This window comes from Photorhabdus noenieputensis (genome assembly GCF_018448935.1).
Taxonomy (GTDB): Bacteria; Pseudomonadota; Gammaproteobacteria; order Enterobacterales; family Enterobacteriaceae; genus Photorhabdus; species Photorhabdus noenieputensis.
Genome location: NZ_RCWC01000010.1, coordinates 1 through 24992, shown reverse-complemented (window position 1 = coordinate 24992; position 24992 = coordinate 1). Strand labels below are relative to the sequence as shown.

22 protein-coding genes are annotated in these 24992 nt (G+C 44.6%); 14 read left to right on the top strand and 8 right to left on the bottom strand.

Going from position 1 to position 24992, the window contains the following annotated elements; all coding sequences use genetic code 11:
• Window positions 1–9 precede the first annotated feature (9 nt).
• Entirely contained in the window at window positions 10–462 is a 453-nt protein-coding gene (locus EAE91_RS09305; RefSeq protein WP_214088247.1) for a DUF441 domain-containing protein, read from the top strand.
• A gap of 5 nt (window positions 463–467) precedes the next feature.
• Window positions 468–2519 (top strand): tRNA(Met) cytidine acetyltransferase TmcA, encoded by a 2052-nt coding sequence (locus EAE91_RS09300; protein ID WP_214088246.1) that lies wholly within the window; start codon window positions 468–470, stop codon window positions 2517–2519.
• On the opposite strand, the gene EAE91_RS09295 is transcribed toward EAE91_RS09300, so the two are convergent.
• From EAE91_RS09295 to EAE91_RS09275, 5 genes are all read right to left on the bottom strand, one after another.
• Window positions 2470–2658: a YpfN family protein gene (locus tag EAE91_RS09295; protein WP_214088245.1), complete on the bottom strand. Its 189-nt coding sequence runs from the start codon at window positions 2656–2658 to the stop codon at window positions 2470–2472. The genes EAE91_RS09300 and EAE91_RS09295 overlap by 50 nt on opposite strands.
• On the bottom strand, window positions 2658–3335 hold the full coding sequence (locus EAE91_RS09290; RefSeq protein ID WP_214088244.1) for a M15 family metallopeptidase: 678 nt from the start codon (window positions 3333–3335) through the stop codon (window positions 2658–2660). The genes EAE91_RS09295 and EAE91_RS09290 overlap by 1 nt, the downstream gene beginning before the upstream one ends.
• On the bottom strand, window positions 3332–4459 hold the full coding sequence (gene dapE, locus EAE91_RS09285; RefSeq protein ID WP_214088243.1) for a succinyl-diaminopimelate desuccinylase: 1128 nt from the start codon (window positions 4457–4459) through the stop codon (window positions 3332–3334). Before dapE ends, EAE91_RS09290 begins: the two co-directional genes overlap by 4 nt.
• A 1-nt stretch (window position 4460) precedes the next feature.
• On the bottom strand, window positions 4461–4844 hold the full coding sequence (locus tag EAE91_RS09280; RefSeq protein WP_214088324.1) for an ArsC family reductase: 384 nt from the start codon (window positions 4842–4844) through the stop codon (window positions 4461–4463).
• A gap of 225 nt (window positions 4845–5069) precedes the next feature.
• Window positions 5070–5705 (bottom strand): response regulator, encoded by a 636-nt coding sequence (locus EAE91_RS09275; protein WP_011146941.1) that lies wholly within the window; start codon window positions 5703–5705, stop codon window positions 5070–5072.
• Window positions 5706–6290: 585 nt separating this feature from the next.
• Here EAE91_RS09275 and maeB point away from each other — a divergent pair.
• From maeB to EAE91_RS09250, 5 genes are all read left to right on the top strand, one after another.
• Window positions 6291–8570 (top strand): NADP-dependent oxaloacetate-decarboxylating malate dehydrogenase, encoded by a 2280-nt coding sequence (gene maeB, locus EAE91_RS09270; RefSeq protein WP_214088242.1) that lies wholly within the window; start codon window positions 6291–6293, stop codon window positions 8568–8570.
• Window positions 8571–8671: 101 nt separating this feature from the next.
• Window positions 8672–9550, top strand: a complete 879-nt coding sequence (locus EAE91_RS09265; protein ID WP_244868754.1) for a ChaN family lipoprotein — start codon at window positions 8672–8674, stop codon at window positions 9548–9550.
• A 278-nt stretch (window positions 9551–9828) separates the two neighbouring features.
• Window positions 9829–10629: an energy transducer TonB gene (locus EAE91_RS09260; protein ID WP_214088240.1), complete on the top strand. Its 801-nt coding sequence runs from the start codon at window positions 9829–9831 to the stop codon at window positions 10627–10629.
• A gap of 131 nt (window positions 10630–10760) precedes the next feature.
• Window positions 10761–12818: a S9 family peptidase gene (locus EAE91_RS09255; RefSeq protein ID WP_214088323.1), complete on the top strand. Its 2058-nt coding sequence runs from the start codon at window positions 10761–10763 to the stop codon at window positions 12816–12818.
• A gap of 129 nt (window positions 12819–12947) precedes the next feature.
• Window positions 12948–15224 carry a TonB-dependent receptor gene (locus tag EAE91_RS09250; RefSeq protein WP_214088239.1) on the top strand — a complete coding sequence of 759 codons (2277 nt, stop codon included), beginning with the start codon at window positions 12948–12950 and terminating at the stop codon, window positions 15222–15224.
• 31 nt (window positions 15225–15255) lie between these two features.
• Here EAE91_RS09250 and xseA read toward each other — a convergent pair whose 3' ends face one another.
• Window positions 15256–16629 carry an exodeoxyribonuclease VII large subunit gene (xseA, locus tag EAE91_RS09245; protein WP_214088238.1) on the bottom strand — a complete coding sequence of 458 codons (1374 nt, stop codon included), beginning with the start codon at window positions 16627–16629 and terminating at the stop codon, window positions 15256–15258.
• Window positions 16630–16801: 172 nt separating this feature from the next.
• Here xseA and guaB point away from each other — a divergent pair, with 172 nt between their 5' ends.
• The 6 genes from guaB (at window position 16802) to EAE91_RS09215 (ending at window position 23540) form a co-directional block, all read left to right on the top strand.
• The gene (gene guaB / locus EAE91_RS09240; RefSeq protein WP_214088237.1) at window positions 16802–18268 is read left to right on the top strand and encodes an IMP dehydrogenase; all 1467 of its coding nucleotides are present in this window, start codon (window positions 16802–16804) and stop codon (window positions 18266–18268) included.
• Window positions 18269–18334: 66 nt separating this feature from the next.
• Window positions 18335–19912: a glutamine-hydrolyzing GMP synthase gene (gene guaA / locus EAE91_RS09235; protein WP_214088236.1), complete on the top strand. Its 1578-nt coding sequence runs from the start codon at window positions 18335–18337 to the stop codon at window positions 19910–19912.
• A gap of 187 nt (window positions 19913–20099) precedes the next feature.
• On the top strand, window positions 20100–20228 hold the full coding sequence (locus EAE91_RS09230; RefSeq protein WP_214088235.1) for a recombinase family protein: 129 nt from the start codon (window positions 20100–20102) through the stop codon (window positions 20226–20228).
• Complete coding sequence (locus tag EAE91_RS09225; RefSeq protein ID WP_244868753.1) at window positions 20225–21973, top strand: Eco57I restriction-modification methylase domain-containing protein; 1749 nt, start codon at window positions 20225–20227, stop codon at window positions 21971–21973. Before EAE91_RS09230 ends, EAE91_RS09225 begins: the two co-directional genes overlap by 4 nt.
• On the top strand, window positions 21974–22714 hold the full coding sequence (locus EAE91_RS09220) for a PaeR7I family type II restriction endonuclease (RefSeq protein WP_214088234.1): 741 nt from the start codon (window positions 21974–21976) through the stop codon (window positions 22712–22714).
• Between the two features lie 13 nt (window positions 22715–22727).
• On the top strand, window positions 22728–23540 hold the full coding sequence (locus EAE91_RS09215) for an abortive infection family protein (protein ID WP_214088233.1): 813 nt from the start codon (window positions 22728–22730) through the stop codon (window positions 23538–23540).
• Between the two features lie 449 nt (window positions 23541–23989).
• On the opposite strand, the gene EAE91_RS09210 is transcribed toward EAE91_RS09215, so the two are convergent.
• Complete coding sequence (locus tag EAE91_RS09210; RefSeq protein WP_011146929.1) at window positions 23990–24250, bottom strand: helix-turn-helix domain-containing protein; 261 nt, start codon at window positions 24248–24250, stop codon at window positions 23990–23992.
• Between the two features lie 196 nt (window positions 24251–24446).
• Here EAE91_RS09210 and EAE91_RS09205 point away from each other — a divergent pair, with 196 nt between their 5' ends.
• A complete protein-coding gene (locus EAE91_RS09205; RefSeq protein WP_280520276.1) occupies window positions 24447–24731 on the top strand; it encodes an addiction module antidote protein in 285 nt (94 codons plus the stop codon).
• 22 nt (window positions 24732–24753) lie between these two features.
• Here the strand turns inward: EAE91_RS09205 and EAE91_RS09200 are convergent.
• Window positions 24754–24992 (bottom strand): transposase (locus tag EAE91_RS09200; RefSeq protein WP_214088231.1); only part of this gene is annotated, 239 nt, incomplete at its 5' end.

Genomic DNA, 24992 nt, shown 5'->3' with positions numbered 1-24992 from the left:
TTGAAATCTATGAGTCATCTCGATCCTACTTTACTGGTGCTGCTAGCATTGGCAGCACTGGGTATCATCAGCCACAACATGACTGTCACTCTCGCAATGTTGCTTTTGTTGGTTATCCGAATAACGCCGCTGAATCATTTTTTCCCGTGGGTGGAAAAATATGGGTTGACTATCGGCGTACTTATTTTAACTGTGGGAGTAATGGCTCCTATCGCCAGTGGAAAAATTACGGTACAAGCTGTCCTCAATTCGTTTATGAATTGGAAATCGCTACTCGCGATAGTGATAGGTGTATTAGTGTCATGGTTGGGTAGCCGGGGTGTTTCACTCATGTCTAATCAGCCATCAACAGTTGCTGGTTTGCTGGTGGGGACGGTATTGGGTGTTGCCTTGTTTAAAGGTGTTCCTGTGGGGCCGCTGATTGCTGCGGGAATTTTGTCATTGTTGATTGGTAAATCATAGCCGTTATGTTGCCAGAACAACTGAGTGTGATACAGACGGAAATGCAGCAGCAAGGGTTACGTCGTTTGCTGGTGTTGAGTGGAGATTATCATTGGTGCTATTTGCAGGCTAATGAGTTACAGCGGAAATTTACCGGTGATTGGTTATGGATCTCTTATCGTAAACAGAACGCGGTGTTGCCAGAAAAAGCGGTCAGTTTATTAGGTCAGGAATATCTGCACGGAATATTTGATGCTACCGAAGGTTTTAATGCAGAAGCACTGGCGATATTGGCAGGCACATTGAAAGCCGGAAGTTGGTTGGTGATGATGGTTCCAACTTGGTACCAATGGCATTATCAACCAGATAAGGATAGCGCACGTTGGAACGAGCAGTTAGATGCGATTCCAACGCCGCATTTTGTTCAGCATATTCAGCAGCAAATTATTAGCGATCCTCAAGTTTTGCTATGGCGGCAAAATGATCCCTTATGCATCCCTGAATTTCCACAGTACAGCGCGTGGCAACTGCCTGATGGCAACCCAACTGCCAGCCAACATGCCATTTTGGTTCGACTTTTGCGGGCAAATCGGGGGGTATGGGTTATTACTGCGCCAAGAGGGCGAGGTAAATCGACACTTGCAGGTATGTTAATGCAGCAATGGCAAGGAAATTGCTGGTTAACTGCTCCAGCGAAGGCGACAACAGAAGTTATCAGGTGCTATGCAGGGGAAGAGGGAAAATTCTGGGCCGTAGATAATTTACTCAAATATTGTAGACAAAATAGCGTGTCAGATATTGATTGGTTGCTTATCGATGAAGCCGCTGCTATTCCAATGCCGCAATTATCTGAGTTAATCAGCTATTTTCCCCGAATATTGTTGACCACAACGGTACAGGGATATGAAGGTACCGGGCGCGGATTTTTGCTTAAATTTTGCGTTGGACTCCCTGATAGCCATATCCTGAACCTGACGGCCCCTGTGCGTTGGGCGGAAAATGATCCGCTGGAAAACTGGTTGGAAAGCGCTTTACTATTTGAGGATGCAATTCCTGTCAATAATTCTGATCAGGCGATCAGTTATCACGTCTATCATCAGCAGCAATGGATTAAACAACCTGAATTACTGAGGCAGTTTTACGGCATATTAACCAGTGCTCACTACAAAACTTCACCTTTGGATTTACGGCGTTTGCTTGATGCCAAAGGGATGCAATTTGTTGCTGCTTTTGGAGATAATGCCTTGATGGGGGCTTTATGGATGGTTGAAGAAGGTGGGTTGTCGCTTGAGTTAGCCCATGAAATATGGGCAGGCAGGCGTCGTCCAAGAGGAAATTTGGTTGCTCAATCGTTAGCTGCCCATAGCGGTTTGCCACAGGCTGCGGTTTTGAAATCTCAACGGATCAGCCGGGTTGCGGTACAGGCTAATCATCGCAGGCAAGGTATTGCTCAGGGAATGATCGCGTATCAGCGGGAAAGGGCAGAAAAACAAGGCGTGGATTTTATTTCTGTTAGCTTTGGTTATACCTCGGAACTCTGGGCATTGTGGCAGAAATGTGGTTTCCAATTAGTGCGAATGGGAACTCATCTGGAAGCCAGCAGCGGTTGTTATACGGCAATGGCTATTTTTCCTCTGAGTGAACAGGGGGTTGTTCTGGGGATTCAAGCTCAGCAACAGCTTGCGCGTGATGCACATTGGCTAGAATCCCAGATTGGATTTAGCTTGCCTGTTGATTACCAGACTGACCATCATCTCAATCAGTATGATTGGCAGGAGCTGTCAGGTTTTGCATTTGCTTACCGACCACTTTCCGCTTCATTACCCGCCTTGCAACGATTGTTGCTGAACAGCGATTTGCCGTTGATTGCGCTGAGAAATCATCTCCAGCAGGAAATGAGTGTTGAGCAATGTGTCACCGCATTGAAGTTGAGTGGCTATAAAGCATTAATGCAACTCTGGCGGCAAGAAACCGCACAGGCATTATCAAGTCTCGATGAGAAACTTGCCAGATCTTGGCAAGAGTGGACTACGGCTTTTTCTGTGGCCAATCATCTTCATCATCCCACTTGCTATTAAGATCCCGATGAGGAGGCAGCTCCGGTTTATTGTCCAGAAATTTTTTCACATCCAGGCGGCGTAACTCTTTAATGGCATTGAGAACAATGCCAACCAACAAAATCAAAATAACCCACCAGTAATCAGCTAACCATTGCATTAGGTTGTCTCCTGCGCAACATGGAGGTAATTTTCAAATATATAAGCTAAGTTAGCAGATAACCAGTCAATGCCTGCGATGTCATGCTGTTGCCATACATCCAGTAACATTTGTTGAGTCAGCAATTTTTCCAATGGTTTGGCTAATGGTTGGTAGCTGATATGCCACGGTTCATAAGCGATGCCGCTATTGTGACCGACAAAAGGCCGGTAAAAACCGAAATGGGCCATATTTTCGGTTAACCAATGAGTTAATGGTTCGAAATAACCGCCATTTTCATATTCCCAAGGTTCGAGTAATAACTTCTGGTTATCCGGTAGCATCGTTGGATCATAAATATCCAGATCTGTTCCCCAGTGATGACGACTACCACCGGGCAGGGCAGACCAACGAAGAATTGCCTTACAGCGTTCTCCTTCTGATAACTGGGTGATATCTATGGGTTGGCTGTTTTCATCCAACACAGGGCGTTCACCACGGAATTTTCCATTCCAGATAGCTTGTTGACGTTGAAAATCACGGAATGTGCTGGCCGGTTGCAGATTAATTCCGGTCTTTTCAGCGGCTTGTTGCATGGCAAGAAAAGCATTGGCGGCTTCTGGCTGTAACCGGTGATTGCTAGAGAGAGAAGTCAAGTGACCAGTAGCCAGACCGGTTAACATATTTGCTGTGATCACTGGATTAGCTGCTCCATAACGCGTTGATAAATCCGGCTGAGTTGTTGCAGATCGGCGGCGCTAACGGACTCATTAACTTTATGAATTGTTGAGTTTAGTGGCCCCAGTTCGACAACTTGAGCGCCCATCTGAGCAATAAATCGGCCATCGGATGTGCCACCACTGGTAGATAATTCAGGCTGATAGCCACAATACTGGTCTATTGCCTGTATGACAGCATTGACTAACTCACCTTTGGCGGTCAGGAAAGGCTGACCTGCCAGTATCCACTCAATCGTGTAATTGAGCTTATGATTTTTGAGGATAGTTTCAACCTGTTCACGGATTTGGCTGTCAGTCAGTTCTGTACTGAAACGGAAATTGAATTGAACTTGCACATTCCCAGGGATCACATTATGACTGCCTGTTCCCGCGTGGATATTGGCAATTTGCATACTGGTTGCCGGGAAAAATTCATTTCCTTCATCCCAGTGTGTATTGACCAGTGTCTGTAAAGCAGGAAGGATACGGTGGATTGGGTTATCAGCTAAATGTGGATAGGCAACATGGCCTTGAATACCGTGGACAGTGAGATTCGCAGTAAGGGAACCGCGACGACCATTTTTCACCATATCGCCAAGGCGATACTGGCTAGAAGGCTCACCGATCAGGCAATAATCCAATCGTTCATTGCGGGACATCAGAGCTTCAACCACTTTGACGGTGCCGTGAGTGGCTTTCGCTTCTTCGTCTGAAGTAATAAGAAAGGCCAGACGACCATTATGGTTGGGATGGGCGGTAACGAAACGTTCAGCAGCGACAATCATGGCCGCTAACGAGCCTTTCATATCTGCCGCTCCCCGGCCATATAACATGCCATTACGGATAGTTGGCTCAAATGGGGGATATTCCCACTGAGATTCATCGCCCGCCGGGACGACATCAGTGTGTCCGGCAAAAGCTAACGTCGGGCCTGTGCCGCGATAAGCCCAAAAATTGTTTGTATCGCCAAAGGGCATCCGTTCAACGGTAAAGCCAATGGCTTGCAAGTGGGCGATCATAATATCTTGGCAACCTTTATCATCCGGGCTGACAGAGGGTTGCTTGATGAGTTGTTGTGCGAGTTCAATTACAGGACAAGTCATTTCAGAGTGCCTCAGCAAAAAATTGCTGATATTCATCCACTTTATAACCTAATAGGCAATCACCTTTTACAGAAATTAATAGTGGACGTTTGATAATAGCGGGTTGTTCCAACATCAACGCCTTTGCCGCGTCAGCATTATTAATTGTCGCTCGTTGTTGATCGGTCAGTTTACGCCAAGTTGTACCGCGAGTGTTAATCAATGATTCCCAACCGAGTTTGTCAATAAATGACTGCAAAAGTGCTGCATTTAATCCATCAACACGATAATCATGAAACAGGTAAGTAATTTCCTGCTCTTCCAGCCAACGACGGGCTTTTTTTATCGTGTCACAATTCTTAATCCCATAGAGAGTAAAAGCGGGTTGAGAAGATTTATCCAACATCATTTAACAGATCCTTAAAGAAAATTTAAATACCTAAACATAATGCTGGAAAATGCTAGTTTTATCCAGATGATATCCTGATTTTTATTACCGGAGATATCAAAGCAGGAGACTCAATTTTATTAGCTGGTTTCATAGGGGGCATTTGCTACATAACATTTACTACATAACAACGATAAGAGCCGATCCTCGGTAATAAGCTCAAGGAACGGCTCGGGAGAAGTATTAGGCTACTCCATTTTTCCTATGTTGCAAATACATGATTGTTGCAGCCAGGCGGGAACGTACATTCAGTTTTTTTAACAAGTTTCTGATGTGTACCTTCACGGTCTCTTCAGAAATAAATAGGACATCAGCAACTTCCTTATTAGTCATGCCACTGGAAACTTCTTTTAATACATCTAACTCACGTTTGGTCAATTCAGATAAAGGATCAACATGTTTATGACGGTTAGCGAGATGTTGGTATATTTTTTCGCTAAATACAGTTTGTCCACGAGCAGCGTGGCGAATACTGCTTAATAACGAATCTAAGTCGCTGTCTTTAAGTAAGTAGCCATTGGCTCCGGCGTCAATAGCTGCGTAAACATCATTTCGATCATCTGAAACGGATAATACCAGTACATAGGAATTGATCCCTTTTCTACGGATAGATTTAATTGTATCCACGCCTGAAAGACCATTCATATTGAGATCTATCATAATGACATCAGGTTTCAGCTTGCATGCAATATTTATTGCTTCTTCACCATTGTCAGCTTCCGCTGTCACGGTAAGTGCCCGATCGAGCTCTACAATCTGTTTCAAGCCATGGCGAATGAGAGGGTGGTCATCAACTATCATCACTGAATGGTTATACATCTTCCTTCTCCCTTAATAAGTAAAGCCACGAAATGCAGACTTTGAATTTGATTAAAAGGCAGTAATGAATGGGTCTGCCATAAATTAAATTGCTATGAAAAAATTTTATCAAAACCGATTGATTTACAGAATTGATAGCTCTGTAAGTCCAGAAAGCACATCCTGATATAAAAATATAAATAGCGCAAATTAGTTTGATAAGTAAAAAAAGAAGATGAGTAATTTTCACAAAAAATACATAACTTTCATTCTTAAAATAATGTTAAAAATCAATATATTAAATTTATGATTATTAAATTTGTTTCCTTTTATAAAATTTATTTTAATTGAATTTATGTTGAGAGTTTTTTTTGGTGATAATTATTATAGTTACTATAACATTAATGATATTATATGAATGATAATGTTTCTGTCTTTATTTTCCTGTATAAAGTAGGGGCATTAGTGAATAGATTGGGTAGTATTTTTTATGAGCAAAAAAGTGCTACTTTTATTGATAAGGTGCTGTCAATGTTATGATTTGACACACAGTACCTATTATACTGCTCCTGCTCTTACTCCAGATTGTATATAAAGGATCCGACGATGGATGAAAAATTAAAACAGAGTGCATTGGATTTTCACCAGTTTCCACAACCAGGGAAAATCACAATTACTCCAACTAAACCTCTGACAACTCAGCGAGATTTGGCCTTAGCTTATTCACCAGGTGTTGCTGCGCCTTGCCTGGAAATTGCAGAAGATCCATTAGCGGCTTACAAATATACTGCACGTGGCAATCTTGTGGCAGTGATATCTAATGGTAGTGCGGTCTTAGGATTGGGGAATATTGGTGCATTGGCAGGTAAGCCAGTGATGGAAGGAAAAGGTGTACTGTTTAAAAAATTCTCAGGTATTGATGTATTTGATATTGAAGTCGATGAGTCTGATCCTGATAAATTGATTGATATCATTGCGGCACTGGAGCCGACGTTTGGGGGAATTAACCTCGAAGATATTAAAGCACCGGAGTGTTTCTATATTGAGAAAAAACTGCGGGAAAAAATGAACATTCCGGTATTCCATGATGACCAGCATGGCACAGCGATAATTTGCACTGCTGCTGTTTTGAATGGCTTGCGGATTATGAAAAAAGAGATTTCAGCGGTTCGCTTAGTCGTTTCTGGTGCCGGTGCTGCCTCAATTGCTTGTATGAACTTGCTGGTTGCGCTTGGGTTGCAACGCAAAAATATTGTGGTATGCGACTCTAAAGGGGTGATTTATCGTGGTCGCGATAAAAATATGGAGGAGACTAAAGCGGCCTATGCGATTGAAGACAATGGCAGTCGCACATTAAGTGATGTTATTCCTGGTGCGGATATTTTCCTCGGATGTTCCGGCCCTGGCGTGTTGACGCAAGACATGGTGAAAACGATGGCTAAAGATCCACTCATCATGGCATTGGCAAACCCTGAACCAGAAATTTTGCCGCCATTGGCAAAACAAGTTCGTCCTGATGCAATCATTTGTACCGGCCGTTCTGATTACCCGAATCAGGTTAATAATGTGCTCTGTTTCCCGTTTATTTTCCGTGGTGCGCTGGATGTTGGCGCAACAACCATTAACGAGGAGATGAAGCTTGCTTGTGTTCATGCGATTGCTGATTTAGCGCTGGCAGAACAGAGTGAAGAAGTGGCTTCCGCTTATAATGATCAAGATCTGTTTTTTGGTCCAGAATATATTATTCCTAAGCCATTTGATCCACGCTTGATCGTGAAAATTGCCCCGGCAGTTGCCAAAGCAGCAATGGATTCCGGCGTAGCAACCCGTCCGATTAAAGACTTTGGCGCGTATATCGAGAAACTGAATGAGTTTGTCTATAAAACAAACTTGTTTATGAAACCTATTTTTTCTCAGGCTAAGAAAGCGAAAAAGCGTATCGTTTTGGCCGAAGGGGAAGAAGTACGTGTATTACATGCGACTCAGGAGCTGATCTCTCTTGGGCTGGCTTACCCGATTCTCATTGGTCGCCCTAGTGTTATCGAAATGCGTATCCAGAAACTGGGATTGCATATTGAAGCGGGTAAAGATTTTGAAGTCGTTAATAATGAGAATGATCCGCGCTTCAAAAAATACTGGCAGGAATATCATCACATTATGAAACGTCGAGGTGTTTCTGCGGAGCAAGCTCGTCGGGCAGTTATCGGTAATCCAACTCTGATTGGGGCGATTATGGTACTGCGTGGGGAAGCTGATGGTCTGATTTGTGGTACCGTTGGCAGTTACAGTGAACATTACGATGTTGTGAGAAATGTATTTGGTTTCCGTGATGGGGTTCATACTGCTGGTGCAATGAATGCACTGATGTTGCCAAGCGGTAATACTTTTATTGCGGATACTTATGTCAATAATGATCCAACGCCTGAACAATTGGCAGAAATTACCCTGATGGCGGCAGAAACTATCCGCCGTTTCGGTATTGAACCAAAAGTTGCGCTACTTTCTCATTCAAGTTTTGGTTCCACTGATTGCCTTTCAGCACGGAAAATGCGCCAGACACTGGAGTTGGTGAATAAGATGTCACCTTCACTTGAAATTGATGGTGAAATGCATGGTGATGCTGCATTGGTTGAAAGTATTCGTCGTGACATCATGCCAGATAGTCCATTGAAAGGGGCTGCCAATCTGTTAATTATGCCGAATATGGAGTCTGCTCGTATCAGTTATAACTTGCTGCGTGTCACCAGTTCTGAAGGCGTTACTGTTGGCCCAGTTCTGATGGGAGTTTCTAAACCGGTACATATTTTGACGCCAATTTCTTCTGTACGCCGGATCGTTAATATGGTCGCTCTGGCGGCAGTTGAAGCGCAAACTCATCCGCTGTAATACCTATTGCCCCTGTTCCCTATATGGACAGGGGCTGTTTGTTGTAAACGACTTTTATTATCTATATGATGCGCAAGACATTAATAATATGGATAATGGACATGACGAAATTTCTCACGACTGTAAAATTTTTTCTGATTATCTGTGGCTTACTGATCTTATCTGGCTGTGTATCTGTAAAACAAAAATCAACTCTCCAAACGCTTTCACCGGAACTGACTCAACAAGGGGCTATTATTGATCTTAAAACAGGTCACGCCTTGACGCCTGATGAATTGATCAATCGGCTAGCATCACATCAGCGGGTAGTGGTGGGTGAAAAACATGATAATCCATATCATCATCAGATAGAGCTTTGGTTGGTTCAGCAACTTCCGCTCAAAAGAAAACAGGGATCGGTCCTGTTAGAGATGATTAACCCTGATCAGCAGCAAAAAGTGAATAAAGTTAAGAGTTGGCTGCAAACTAAGCCTATCGTACGTGAAAGCCGCATAAAAGAGCTTCTTGCATGGCAAAATGGGTGGCCGTGGGAGTTGTATGGAGGATTGGTAACGGAGCTTATATCTCAGCCTTATCCGTTGCTGTCTGCAAACTTGGATCGCAGTGAAATTAAAGCGGCTTACAGTAATCCTCCGGTCCTCCAGGGGAATATTTCTGTTGCTGAAAATGTCAAAGCGCAGATTAAAGAGGTGATTGAAGATGTTCACGGTGGTGAAATAACGGAACAACAATTATCTGCCATGACAACTATTCAGCAGATGCGGGATCGCAGAATGGCGGAACAGTTACTTAAAGCGCCGGTTCCCGCCACACTGATTGCGGGTGGATATCATGCAACTAAAGTAATGGGTGTTCCTCTGCATGTTCAAGAGTTATCGCCCCAAGAGGACCTTGTTGTGTTGATCATGGCTGAGAAAAGCAATGTACTGGATGACCAATATGCTGATTATGTCTGGTATACACCAGTAAAAAAACCATAGATATTTTAAACAAATATACCCGTTATCTTTCAAGTTGTCTCTTTGTTGGCTGCACTCGCTCACCCCGGTCACATAGTTATCCATGCTCCCGGGGAGTCACTCCTTTGCTGTCGCGATACATCTTGAAATCCATAGGGTAGGGTGGTCTTTTCCCTGTATATAAAAGGTCTTGGCACAGGGATGTGCTCAAGTTAACGATACATATAAAAATAATTTTCATTAGCATATGAAATTAATTATCATTACTAAATGATAATTAAAACTATGCGCTATCATCCATGTTGACGCTGACACACCCGGCCTTTCAAGCGGGTCATTTCAAAAAAGGGCTCGTTTCTGCTATTGCTGCTCACCTCATTTTGGTTGGCTGGATTATCTACCAGCCAGAAAAAATTGTCGTTGATGAACTGATGTCGCCGCCGTCGGTGATGATGGAACTTTCATTGTTGACAGAAGCGACACATCAGGTACAAAAACAACCTATTGGTCTTGAACAGCAACTTTCTGTTGCCAGCCGACAGCAGGAGAGTGAGGTTAATGAGATCAAGGTGCCTGAGCTTATTAAAGATGAACAGGCACAGATTCTGGTGCATAAACCTAAAAAGCAGAAAAAGCACCACGAAGAGATTAAAAAAACACCACCGGTGAAGCGCCAGCAGGTAGAAGAACAAGAGAGTGAAAAGTCTCAAAGTAGTGCTGCTATGTCGAGCAGTACGGCTACCTCTGCTAATTTGACTTCGCGGGTTGCCGCTGCTTATGACAGTGATTCAAAGGCGGTTGCTGATGCGGATGCTCTATGGCGAGCGGAAGTTGTCGGGCATTTAAATCGGTATAAACGTTATCCAGAGGATGCACAGAGAAGAAACCGTACTGGTCGGCCTACAATCAGATTCACTATTGATAAACAGGGCTATGTTACTAACAGTGACTTAGTTCGTCGTTCTGGAACCCATTCTTTAGACAGGGAAGCGCAGCGAATTCTGGCAAGGGCGCAGCCGTTGCCAGCTCCCCCCATTACCGTTTTAAGCGGTAATGAAATTACGATAGAAATTCCGATTGATTTTAGTTTAACTAATTAATATTTTTGAACGACTTAAGGACAGCAAATATGTTAAGGCAGCAAGCACGGTTTGCCCTGAAAACTAAAGGGCTGTTATTGATGTTTTTATTGAGCGGCTGGTTGAATTCTGCCGCCGCAGAGGAAGAAATTATGCCACCAAAGGCTATGAAGCAACCACACCATATAACTATCCACGGTGATACTCGTATAGATGATTATTACTGGATGCGGGATGATAATCGGAAGGATCAAAAAGTCATTGATTATCTGACAGCCGAAAATAAATACACCGAACAGATGCTAAAACCCGGTGAACAGCTACGGGATACGTTATACGAAGAAATGGTTGGCAGGATGAAGCAGGATGATCAATCGGTACCTTATACTTATAATGGGTATATTTATCGGACAATCTATGAAACTGGCAAAGATTTCCCGATTTACCAGCGTAAACCGGTTGATGGTTCATTAGATTGGCAGGTACTGGTCGATGGTAATGAGAGAGCTAAAGGTCATGAATATTATCAATTGAGTAATTTTGCGATTACTCCAGATAATAAACGTATTGCGATTGCGGAAGATACACAGGGCCGCCGTAATTATCAGATCTCTTTTAAAGATATCGCTGACGAACAGTGGAATAACGATATAATAAAAAACACTTCTGGTAACATTGTCTGGGCGAATGACAACAATACATTGTTTTATGTGCGCAGGCATGCACAGACTTTATTGCCATATCAAGTCTTTCGTCACCAACATGGGACCAATACTACCGAAGATCAGAAAATATATCAGGAAGAAGATGAGCGTTTTTATTTAGGAATATCTAAAAGTACTTCCCGTGACTATATTATGTTGTCGATAACCAGTACGTCGACTTCTGAATATTTACTGATTGATGCGAACAAACCACAAGCGGAACTTCAACTATTTTCTCCTCGTCAGGAAGGCCGGGAGTATTATATTGACCATTTCCGCGATCATTTCTACATCCGTTCAAATCATGAAAATGAAACTTATGGGCTTTATCAAACGGAAGCAATCAATACACCGTGGAAAATAGTTATTGCTCCGCAGCAGAATAGTGATCTTGAAGATTTCGATCTGTTTAATGACTGGTTGGTCGTACAGGAGCGAACAAAAGGATTACCGACAATTCGTCAGATTAATTGGCAGACACAACAAGAAAAACAGATTAAGTTTGATGATCCAAGTTATATGGCATGGATTGATTACAACCCTGAACCCGATACTGATTTTGTCCGTTATGGTTATTCATCCATGACGACACCAAGCTCAACATTCCAATGGAATATGAAAACAGGTGAGCGGGAATTACTTAAGCAGCAGGAAGTAAAAGGTTTCGATAAACATCATTATGAGAGCCAGCGTATTTGGGTGAAGGCCCGTGATGGTGTTGAAGTTCCGGTATCTCTGGTATATCGCAAGTCACTGTTTGAAAAAGGCCATAACCCGATACTGATTTATGGATATGGGGCTTATGGTATGAGCATGGACCCTTCATTTAGTTCACCGCGATTGAGTTTATTAGATCGGGGCTTTGTTTACGCATTAGTACATGTGCGTGGTGGCGGTGAATTGGGTAAAAAGTGGTATCTACAAGGTAAAGTCGAAAATAAAATGAATAGTTTTAATGACTTTATCGATGTGACTAAGGCACTGATTGCCCAGAAATATGGTGACAGCAAACGTGTTTATGCGATGGGAGGGAGTGCTGGTGGTTTGCTGATGGGCGCGGTGATTAATCAGGCACCGGAATTATATCGCGGCGTGGTTGCTCAAGTTCCATTTGTTGATGCCGTGACAACCATGCTTGATCCTTCTATTCCTCTGACAGTAGGAGAATATGAGGAGTGGGGTAATCCTGAAAATAGAGAGGATTATTTCCGAATTAAATCATATAGTCCGTATGACAATATAAAACACCAACGTTATCCAAATTTATTGGTTACGAGTGGATTTTATGATTCCCAAGTGCAATATTGGGAACCCACTAAGTGGGTAGCAAAATTACGGGATATGAAGGAAGGTAACTCTATTTTGTTATTAGAAACCAATATGAGTGCCGGGCATGGTGGTAAATCGGGCCGATTTAATCGATTAAAAGATACTGCGCTGGATTACAGTTTTATTTTGATGCTGGATAATGCTAATAAATATTTTCCACAATTAAAAGATAACTGAAATAAATTATAAATAATATAAATTTGTTATTTGAAGCACTGATAATAATTTATCAGTGCTAAACATTTTTGTTTTCTAAAGACTGGTATGTGAGCAAATATTGATTTGTATGCATTTGGGATAATTGAAATGAAAATAATGACAAAGGTAGCAGGGGCCGGAGTAGTTTTAATTGGGCTTCAAGGGCTTGCTTATGGTGAGGAAAAGCAAGAGAGGAAATCAGATAAGGTAATGAAGTTCAGTAGCCTTAAGGTTTCTGGTTCGCAGGATAATGCGGAAGTGAGGGCAATGGAAAGGCCCGGTTCTTATAGTTCTAAAGGTGAAGATACTAAACTTCAATCGATGGATAGTATATTGCGTAGTATGCCAGGGACCTATACGCAAATAGACCCGGGTCAAGGAACGGTGAGTGTGAATATTCGTGGATTAAGTGGATTTGGTCGGGTGAATATGATGGTTGATGGTGTTAGCCAGAGTTTTTATGGTACATCTCCGACGAGTCCAGCTCACGGTACTACTTATAACCAATTCGGTACAATCATTGATCCTAATTTTATTGTAGGAGTTGATGTCAACCGTGGTCAATCTGATGGCTCAGCGAGTGTTAATGCATTAGTGGGTAGCGCTAATTTTCGCACAATTGGTGTAGATGATGTAATATTTGCAGGGAATTCATTGGGGGTACGTACAAAAACAGCTTATGGAAATAATGGTATTGGCTATAATGGCATGATAGCGGTTGCGGGTAAAACACCCGCTTTCAGTTCTGAAGGTTCAATAGGTGCTATGTTGGCTGTCAGCGGGCATTCAATTGATGCACATTATAAGAATGGCGACGGAGTATTAAGCGATGAGTTTGTTACAGATAAATCGTTTAAGCAAAAACCTAATTCTCAATTAATGAAAATAAAAATTGAACCAAATGAATTTCATGATATGGAGCTAAGTGGCCGTAACTATCATAATAAATTTACCCGCCGTCATATTGATAGTCGGGATATTTATTTAAAATACAATTACACTCCATTTAGTGAATGGGTTGATATAAAATTACTGGTCAGCACCAGTGAGAGTAGTCAACGCTATGAAGGTGATTCACTTTTTAAGTTGCTCAATAGTAATGCAAAAAATAAATCAGATGCAATAGATATCAGTAATATTAGTCGCTTCGACTATGGTGATACAAATTTTGAGTTAACATTTGGCAGTAAGCTGATGGAAACCGAATATAGCAGGACAACAAGTAGTGTTTATTCTGGTCAAGGTAAAGATGAAAAAGAAAAAAAAGAATATGACAAGAAAGATAGTGAAGTAAAAGAAAATAATGTTTTCGCGCCAAGTGGTAAACAGGATATTGCCAGTATTTATGGTGGATTGAAAATAAGTCGTGGAATTTATCAGGCAGATATTACGTTTAATTATATGGACTACAGTGTTAAAGGTTATAAACCGGCTTGTGATCTGCGAATTCCTTGTTTTCCCCAGGGAGCAACCGAATTGGATTTGAAAGAACATGGGTTTAATCCAGGTATTTTACTATCAGCAGAAATTATTCCTGAGTTCCAACCATTCGTCAGTTATGCCCGTTCAATGAGAGCACCAAATATTCAGGAGACTTTCTATAGCAATGAAGGTGGTGGGTCCATGAACCCATTTCTGAAAGGAGAGTCATCAGACACTTATCAAATTGGTTTTAACAGTTTCCGCCCAGACTTAATTGTAAAGGGAGATACTTTCCGTCTGAAAGCTGCTTGGTATCATACTAAAATAAAAAATTATATTCTCAGTGATATCTGGCTTATATGTGGCAATAGGAAAAAATGTAAAGCCGATAGTTCGACAGATTACAATGAAGTCGATCCTAACATCAAAATGTATATCTATCATAATAGCTTGACTCCGGTAAAAATACACGGATATGAAATTGCTGCTGATTATGACGCGGGTATATTTTATAGCAAATTGGCTTATAGTTGGCAAAAAACTCGCCAGCCAACCTCTGCTGCTACAGCGTATTTTGGCGAAGAGCCGTTTTCACAACTACCTGATAGATTTATGACGTTGGATACCGGTGTTCGTTTATTTAATGAGAAACTCCGTGTTGGTACGATTGTTAAATATACCGGTGATTCTCATAGACTGGACCCAGATCAATATAATTTTGATGACGATGGAAGGGTTGTACAGCAAAAAGAACCTAAAATACCAACGATAGTCGATCTTTATAGCGATTATCAGATAAATCACAATGTGTTGTTGAAATTTTCAATACAGAACTTGGCAAACAAAAATTATTCTGAAGCACTTAATCGTGCAAACTCTTCTCCATTAATGACTGAGCAAACTTCGGCTATGCAAACCGCCAGAGGGCGGACTTATATTGCCGGTGCAGAAATCCGTTTCTGATTATAGGAAAATAAGTGGCAAAGGAATGCCACTATTTCAGATTTGCAGATCGTTTTTTCCGTTCTTTCTTGATTTTCAACACCTCACTTTCAATCCAGCCATCTTGTAAACGGGTATTCAGGACATCACCAACATGTACCTGTTTGGTTTGTTTCAGTAATTTTCCATCCGATGTTTGGCTGATGCTGTAACCACGGGCCAGTGTTGCCAGCGGGCTAACGGCTTCCATCCGCGAACAGGAAACCGCAAATTTTTCTCTGGAACGACTGATTTGCCTTTCAATCGCTTGTCTTAACCGAAAATCTTGTTGTTGAATCTGTTGGTTATACTGATGGATCTGCGGGCTAAGTTCAGCGCTCCAGAGCCGTTGCTGTAATTTCTCATAAGCCAGGCTGTTTTGCTTTAAGTTCCGTTGTAAGCTGTCAGTGAGTCGCTGGCGTAAGCTAATCAACAAATTTTGCTGACGAGCCAGACGTAAATGAGGATGTTGTTGCTGTAAACGATGAGATAACAGACTGAAAATACGCTGTTTCTTGGCAAAGAAGTAATCCATTGCCATTTCCAACCGTTGTTGTTGCGACTGGATGTGGCGTAATAATTCGAGCTGATTACGGCTAACTAATTCAGCCGCTGCTGATGGCGTCGGGGCGCGTAAGTCTGCTACAAAATCAGCAATGGTGACATCCGTTTCATGACCAACCGCACTGACTATCGGAATATCACTGTGAAAAATGGCTCTGGCGACGCGTTCGTCGTTGAAACTCCATAAGTCTTCTAAAGAGCCGCCTCCGCGTCCGACAATCAATACATCGCACTCCTGCCGTTCATTGGCTAATTCAATAGCCCGGATAATCTGCAACGGTGCTTCTGTTCCTTGCACCGCGGTCGGATAAATGATGATGGGCAATGATGGATCACGGCGTTTTAAAATATTCAAAACATCATGCAGGGCTGCGCCACTAGTTGAAGTAATGACACCAAGCTGTTGGGCAGGGGATGGCAACGGTTTCTTATGGCTTTGGTCAAATAACCCTTCTGTACTGAGTTTTTGTTTCAATAATTCAAACTGTTGCTGTAACAGGCCATCACCGGCGGGTTGCATACTTTCAACAATAAGCTGATAGTCCCCTCTTGGTTCATAAAGCGTGATTGTTGCCCGAACCAAAACCTGTTGACCATTTTGTGGCCTGAATGTTACTCGTTGATTGCTATTGCGAAACATTGCTGCTCGCACTTGGGCACGCTCATCTTTTAGCGTGAAGTACCAGTGCCCGGAGGAAGGTTGAGAGAGATTGGATATTTCAGCGCTTAGCCAAATTCTACCCATTTCCATTTCGAGCAGTTGCCGAACCGTCTGATTGAGACGACTGACAGAAAAAATTCCAGTGTTAAAAGATAGTGACATGTGAGTAAGATCAAATTTCAAAACAATAACTTAATGTGCTGATACTAACCTGCATCATGAAGTAAGCAAGAAATTTTTTGATAAAATGCTGGAGGCAACCGATTACGTTCTGTATAATGCCGCGGCAATATTTTATCCCTTAAATTTTCAGCAGCTTGGTGAGATATTGCTTATGTTACGAATTAAAAAAGAAGCTTTAACCTTTGATGATGTTCTGTTAGTTCCTGCTCACTCTACTGTTCTACCTAACACTGCTGACCTGTCTACTCAACTGACTTCCACTATTCGTCTAAAAGTTCCAATGTTGTCTGCCGCTATGGATACCGTCACTGAATCCGGTTTGGCTATCGCGTTGGCTCAGGAAGGTGGAATGGGTTTCATCCATAAAAATATGTCTATTGAGCGTCAGGCAGAAGAAGTTAGCCGAGTCAAAAAACATGAGAGTGGTGTTGTGACAGATCCAGTCACTGTGGCACCTGAAACAACGCTGCGTGAAGTTAAAGAATTGACAGAACGTAATGGTTTTGCGGGTTATCCGGTTGTCACTGGAGGAAATGAGTTGGTTGGTATTATTACTGGCCGTGATGTCCGTTTCGTTACCGATTTGGATCAGCCTGTTACTGCGGTAATGACGCCTAAAGAGCGTCTGGTGACAGTAAAAGAAGGTGAAGCCCGTGAAGTTGTGTTGCAGAAAATGCATGAAAAACGTGTTGAGAAAGCGCTGGTAGTTGATGAAAACTTTCATCTGCTCGGCATGATCACGGTTAAAGATTTTCAGAAAGCAGAACGTAAACCGAACGCCTGTAAGGATGAACGTGGTCGTTTACGTGTTGGTGCCGCGGTTGGTGCTGGTGCTGGCAATGAAGCGCGTATTGATGCATTGGTTGCTGCTGGTGTGGATGTTCTGCTTATTGATTCCTCGCATGGTCATTCAGAAGGGGTACTGCAACGTATCCGTGAAACTCGTACTAAGTACCCAAATCTACAAATTATTGGTGGTAACGTGGCGACTGGCGAAGGTGCAAAAGCGCTGGTAGCGGCAGGCGTCAATGCGGTTAAAGTCGGTATTGGTCCCGGTTCTATCTGTACTACCCGTATTGTTACCGGTGTAGGAGTGCCACAAATTACCGCTATCTCTGATGCTGTTGAAGCGTTGGAAGGCACCGGTATTCCAGTTATTGCTGATGGTGGTATTCGTTTCTCTGGCGATATTGCTAAAGCCATCGCCGCGGGAGCGTCGTGTGTTATGGTGGGTTCTATGTTGGCAGGGACAGAAGAATCACCAGGAGAAATTGAGCTCTACCAAGGGCGTTCATTTAAATCTTATCGTGGTATGGGATCATTGGGGGCGATGTCCAAAGGCTCTTCTGATCGATATTTCCAAACTGATAATGCCGCAGACAAACTGGTGCCGGAAGGTATTGAAGGTCGTGTTGCCTATAAAGGCTTGCTGAAAAATATTGTCCATCAGCAAATGGGAGGACTGCGTTCCTGTATGGGGCTGACTGGCTGCGCAACTATTGATGAATTGAGAACCAAAGCAGAATTTGTTCGCATCAGTGGTGCAGGCATTCAGGAAAGCCACGTTCACGATGTCACCATTATCAAAGAGTCTCCAAACTACCGGTTAGGTTTGTAATCCATATTTATTGTGGCCCGTATAAGGGCCACTTATCTTTATTTGTTTTTTTGGAATTCACCGCACATGACAACTAATATCCATCAGCACCGCATTCTTATCCTTGATTTTGGTTCGCAATATACGCAATTGATTGCTCGCCGTATCCGTGAAATCGGGGTTTATTGTGAACTTTGGGCATGGGATGTCACTGAACAACAAATCCGCGAATTCAACCCAAGCGGTATTATTCTTTCCGGTGGTCCGGAAAGTACCACAGCACAAGGAAGTCCTCGTGCTCCTGAATATGTTTTTAATGCTGGCGTTCCGGTTCTGGGCGTTTGCTATGGCATGCAAACGATGTCAGTACAATTCGGTGGTAAGGTAGAAGATTCTACTGAGCGTGAATTTGGTTATGCTCAAGTTGAGATTAAAGCGGAAAGTGCATTATTCCGTGGAATCCAGGATTCATTAAATGAGCAAGGGAAACCATTATTGGATGTATGGATGAGTCACGGTGATAAAGTCACGGCAATTCCTGAAGACTTTATCACTATCGCCAGCACGGATACTTGCCCATTTGCCATCATCGCAAATGAAGAAAAACGTTTTTACGGCGTACAATTCCACCCGGAAGTCACCCATACCCATCAGGGGCAGCGTATATTGGAACGTTTTGTACTGGATGTATGCCAATGTGAAGCGCTGTGGACACCTGCTTCTATTATCGAAGATACCGTTGTACGCCTGCGTGAACAGGTTGGTGAGGATCACGTTATTTTGGGGTTGTCCGGTGGTGTTGATTCTTCTGTCACCGCCTTATTACTGCATCGCGCAATTGGTAAACGCCTGACCTGTGTATTTGTTGATAACGGCTTACTGCGTTTGAATGAAGCTGATCAGGTGATGGAAATGTTTGCCGGTAAATTTGGACTGAATATTGTTCATGTTCCTGCTGAAGATCGCTTCCTGACTGCGCTGGCTGGCATCAATGATCCAGAAGAGAAACGTAAAACAATTGGCCGTGTGTTTATTGAAGTCTTTGATGAAGAGGCAAGTAAACAGACTCAAGTTAAATGGCTGGCACAAGGTACTATTTATCCCGATGTCATCGAATCGGCGGCATCAGCGACAGGCAAAGCACACGTTATCAAATCTCATCATAACGTAGGTGGTTTGCCGGAAGAGATGAAATTGGGTCTGGTAGAACCGCTGAAAGAGCTGTTCAAAGATGAAGTCCGCAAGATAGGTTTGGAATTGGGATTGCCTTATGACATGTTGAATCGTCATCCATTCCCAGGCCCAGGTTTGGGTGTTCGCGTGTTGGGTGAAGTGAAGAAAGAGTACTGCGATCTGCTACGTCTGGCTGATGCTATTTTCATCGAAGAGCTGCACAAAGCTGATTTGTACAATAAAGTCAGCCAAGCGTTTACCGTATTCTTGCCAGTTCGCTCTGTGGGCGTGATGGGGGATGGTCGTAAATATGACTGGGTTGTTTCGTTACGAGCAGTAGAAACGATTGATTTTATGACCGCACATTGGGCGCATTTACCATACGATTTCTTGGGCCGGGTTTCTAATCGGATCATCAATGAAGTCAATGGGATATCGAGAGTTGTCTATGATGTCAGCGGTAAACCGCCTGCGACGATTGAGTGGGAGTGATCCCGCGTCCGGCATAGACCGGCACTAAAGAGCATTAAAGCCTCTCTAAGCCCGCGTAAATGCGGGCTTTTTTCATTCTCGGCCCTGCAATGTCTGGCAAATTCTTATTGACCACAACACTTTCGTGTCTGGACACATCCAGCCGTGTTAAGATATCCGTCAATTTTTCAATGTTTCGGTACTGTCAATGAATCAACGCATTGGATACGCCCGCGTTTCGATGGACGACCAGCACCTGGACCAGCAGCGCGACGCGCTCAAGCAGGCCGGGTGCAGAGTGATTTACGTGGAAGCGGCCAACGGAAAAAACGCATGACCCAACAACTAGACGCCGCAGACAGCGTGCGCAGCAAGGTTACTCCTAGAGCTGTTGCAGTGCCTGTATGTCCCGTCAAGGCAGCGACTGAGGCTTTGGCGACGGAGGGCGGGCTTGAAGCCCGAGGGGCCATTTTCACGCGCTCTGAGGTGGTGGATTTCATTCTCGACTTGGTTGGTTACACAGAGGATCAACCGCTTCACGAAAAGCGGCTTTTGGAGCCGTCATTTGGTAGTGGCGACTTTCTGTTGCCGATCATTGAGCGGCTACTGAGTGCATGGCGGGCAGCAAGGCCGAGCGGTTCCGCGCTCGACGAACTAACCGATGCAATCCGGGCGGTGGAACTGCACCACGAGACCTTTAAGAGCGCCAAAGCTGCCGTTGTCGCACTGCTCAGGCGGCAAGGGATCGCTGCGAATGCTGCGGTCACGTTGGCTAGTTGCTGGCTGTCGCAAGGCGATTTCCTGCTAGCGCCGTTGGAGGGGCAATTCGATTTTGTGGTTGGCAACCCACCCTATGTCCGTCAGGAATTGATTCCGGCGCCGCTGCTTGCCGAATATCGCAGTCGTTACCTGACGATGTATGACCGGGCAGATATCTACATTCCCTTCATCGAGCGGTCTCTGTCGGTTTTGTCGGATGGTGGCGGCCTAGGCTTCATCTGCGCTGATCGCTGGATGAAAAACCGCTATGGCGGGCCGCTGCGCAGCCTTGTAGCCGAGCGGTTCCACCTGAAAGTCTATGTCGACATGGTGGATACACCTGCTTTCCACGCCGATGTGATTGCCTACCCAGCAATCACTATCATCAGCCGTGAAGTGCCGGGGCCAACGCGCATCGCTTACCGCCCGGCTATTGACCGGGCGACGCTGACCGCATTGGCAGGTTTGCTCAAAGCACCCTCGCTGCCGAAGGAAGTCGGCCCGGCGCGGGAACTTGCCCAGGTGACCAACGGTTCGGAGCCGTGGTTGCTGGAGTCATTCGACCAGATGGCGGTTATTCGCCGTCTGGAGGGGGATTTTCCCCTGCTGGAAGAGGCAGGGTGTAAGGTTGGGATCGGTGTTGCGACTGGCGCGGACAAAGCGTTTATCGGGGATTTCGACGCGCTCAATGTTGAGCCAGACCGGAAGGTGCCGCTGGTAACAACCAAAGACATCATGACCGGTGAAGTGGAGTGGCGCGGTCTGGGTGTTATCAACCCCTTTGCTGAGCAGGACGGATTGGTCGATCTTGACGAGTATCCCCGTCTGCGGCGCTACCTTGAGGCTCGACGAGAGGTGATCGCTGGGCGTCACTGTGCGCGGAAAGCTCCGGCCAACTGGTATCGCACAATTGACCGCATCACGCCGTCGTTGGCTGCGAGGCCAAAGCTCCTGATTCCAGATATCAAGGGACAGGCGCATATCGTCTATGAAGATGGTGAACTGTATCCTCACCACAACCTCTACTACGTCACGTCAGACGATTGGGATTTACGGGCCTTGCAGGCTGTCCTGCTATCCGCTGTCACTCGTCTGTTTGTGGCGACCTATTCAACGAAAATGCGGGGGGGATTCCTACGCTTCCAAGCGCAGTACCTGCGCCGTATTCGCATTCCGCACTGGGCTGAAGTGCCAGAACCGCTGCGCTGTGAGTTAGCCGAGGCTGCTATCAAACGGGACTTGCAAGCTTGCAACCGGGCTGTGTTCAGGCTCTACGACCTAAGTCAAGAAGAACGATTTGCCCTTGGGGGAAATGGAGAATAAATGGCGCTCGATCTCGTCGACTACGAACAGAAAGCCCGTGAAGCCGTGAAGGCGTTTTGGGGCAATCGCGAAGCAGCAAGACAAAAACAAATAGAGTCGGGCAAGGCCGACCAAGGTGAACGTGCAGGAGTCACCGCTGGCAAGAACATGGACGGATTCTTGGCTTTGGTGCTCGACATCATCAAGGCCAATGGGCTAGCCCATGCTGAGATTCACCAGAACCGGGCGATGCTGACTCTGCCCGGATATTTTCGTCCGACTAAACTGTGGGATCTTTTGGTGATCTACAAGGGACAATTGATCGCAGCCATCGAACTGAAAAGCCAAGTAGGCCCCTCGTTCGGAAACAACTTCAATAATCGAACTGAGGAAGCAATTGGGACGGCTCATGATTTATGGACAGCCCTCCGTGAAGAAGCTTTCGGCAAGCAACCGCGTCCATTTGTAGGGTGGATGATGATGGTTGAGGATGCGCCGGAGTCTCGTAAATCCGTCCGCGACTCGTCGCCACATTTTCCTGTGTTCGAGGAATTCAAGGGCGCGTCATATCTCAAGCGGTATGACCTGCTGTGTCAGCGACTGGTGCAGGAGCAGCTTTACACTACCGCTGCCGTCATCGCGGCGGAGCGCAGTGCGGTGAATACCGGCGATTTCGCGGAGCTGTCCTCAATGACCAGCCTCAAGACGTTCGTGGCAGCTTTGGCAGGCCACGTTGCGGCAGAAGCGGCACGGTTGGGCTGAGATAGGAGCACCTATGTCCGATCTTAGCAGAAGTGAACGTCGGAAACTGGAAAGGCTGCTCGGAATGAGCGGCGGGTACGTCCTCAATTTTTCCGACCGAACCTTCGGCGACTTTTTCGACGAATACCGGGTGGAAATTGATGCTGAACGCTACCGAGCGCGCGGCACGTCGAAGGCTAACCGTATGCGCACCTTCTGGGAGTTGGAGGCGAACTATGTGGTGGGTCGAGTTATCGGCGGTTTGGTCGACTACGCCAGCGAAAAGCAGTGCTTTGGTGACAGCAACCCAGTGCTGATTGACGATTGCCGGAAGATCGCTCAGCGGCTTCTCAGTGACCAGCCGGTTGCTGAGCTAGATGCGCTGATAGCCATCGCGGATGAACGAGATTTCGAGGTGGTGGCGGAGCACGTTCGCGAAGCTATCGAGAAAAATCAACCTGAGGGCGGGTTAGATCGGCTTCATACGTTCGTCAACAAGTTTATCCGTGTAACATGTGCGCCTCACGGCATCACGATCACCCGTGGCAAACCGTTGCATAGCGTCTTTGGCGAGTATGTGAAGGCGTTACGTGATGGAGGTCATCTTGAGTCAGCGATGACCGAGCGTATCTTAAAGTCCAGCATCTCGGTGCTTGAAGCCTTTAACGATGTGCGGAACAACAAGAGCTTAGCTCACGACAACCCAATCCTGAATTATGAGGAAAGCCTGTTGATCTTCAATCACGTTGCGGCCTCGGTTCGGTTTATCAAGTCGCTAGAGGCGAGGATAAAAGCTAAAGTGACACAGGCGAAACACGGTGGTTGGGACGAAAGTATCCTTTTCTAGCCGCGATGGCATCGCACGGAACTTGGCTACCAAACCGTGCACTTTGAAAGGAGGGTGGCACCAAATGAAAGATAGATCGCATGATGAGGTCATGGCCGAGCACTTCCGCGCTGATCGACTTATGCAGCGGAGCTGCTTGCCGAAGTCCGTCGCGACGGTGACCCGGCCGAACTGGCCATTCTGTTGCGGCAGATGGCCTCGGAGCAGGATGCGAGGCAAGATGCAACCGATGTAGGGCGCAAACTAACCCCCTGATTAGAACGTGGTATCTTCATGGTCTTGTGAGTTCCTGTTATTGCAATGTGCTGATTTATATGTATTTTTATTCGTAATTTATAAGAGTGGAAAGTTCCCAGAGTCTATAGACATCGATTGAAGCCTAAACTAAAAACTCCAATAAAACTAAAGCGTTTTTTGGTGTTTTTATTTATGGTATGCACTATGGATATTCACTTTAGGTTGCTGTTAAGACTTGGTTTTTTCAGCTTTATTTTGTCTAGAATCTGGGCTGGATTTAATGACAACAAACCGGCCATGTGCACAAATTCCACGACATCTAGTCTTCTTTCACCATTCTCAACTTTGGCTATAAATGATTGAGGACGGCCAAATGCTTGTGCCAATTTTTCCTGTGTAATGCCTTTTTCTAGGCGTGTTTCGCGTAATAATCGGATAACACGCTGGTATTCTTCTGAGTAAATTGAGCTCATCCGTTTTGCCTTAATAAAAAATCCTAAGATAGAATATCTCTCATTTGCAAAAATATCCAAAATAAGAAAAAGAGAAACTTTACTGGCTAACTTATCAGGAAACTCAGGTTTGAAGCCTTTATGGAGGTAATAAAAACATAAAATAAAGACATTAAACTGATTTTATAATTAGATCGCAGTTGGAAAGAACAACATGATGAATGAACAGTTTACCCGTTGGGATTCAGCAGAATACCTAAAAACCGAAGTGGATATGGCTGAGTATTTGAATGCCTGTATTGAAGAAGCGGGTGATGATCCTACCTTTATTGTGGGTGCATTAGGTACGATTGCGCGTGGTATGACTCAGGTGGCAAAAGATGCCGGTCTGTCTCGTGAGAGTTTATATCGGGCGCTATCTGGTGACGGAAATCCGGGGTTTGTCACTATTCTGAAAGTCGTTAAAGCATTAGGTTTGAAACTCCATGTGACAGAGGAATAATATTGATCATAGGTAAGTAACCTCAGCTTCGTTTAAAAATAGCGATATCACAATCCCGTAAATTCAAGCTCGGTTTTTTAGGTTGGAATGTATAAGCAATTAGGCCAGCGACGATTTCCAATAAAAAACCGAGTTGACTGCGGTGTCTTGAATGCTCTATCTGAGAAATATTTTTAAGCTGATCCACGACCGTTTCTATCAAAAATCTCCTTCTTAACATCAGCTTATCCCAGAGAGATAATTCTTTTGCCTTCATGTTAT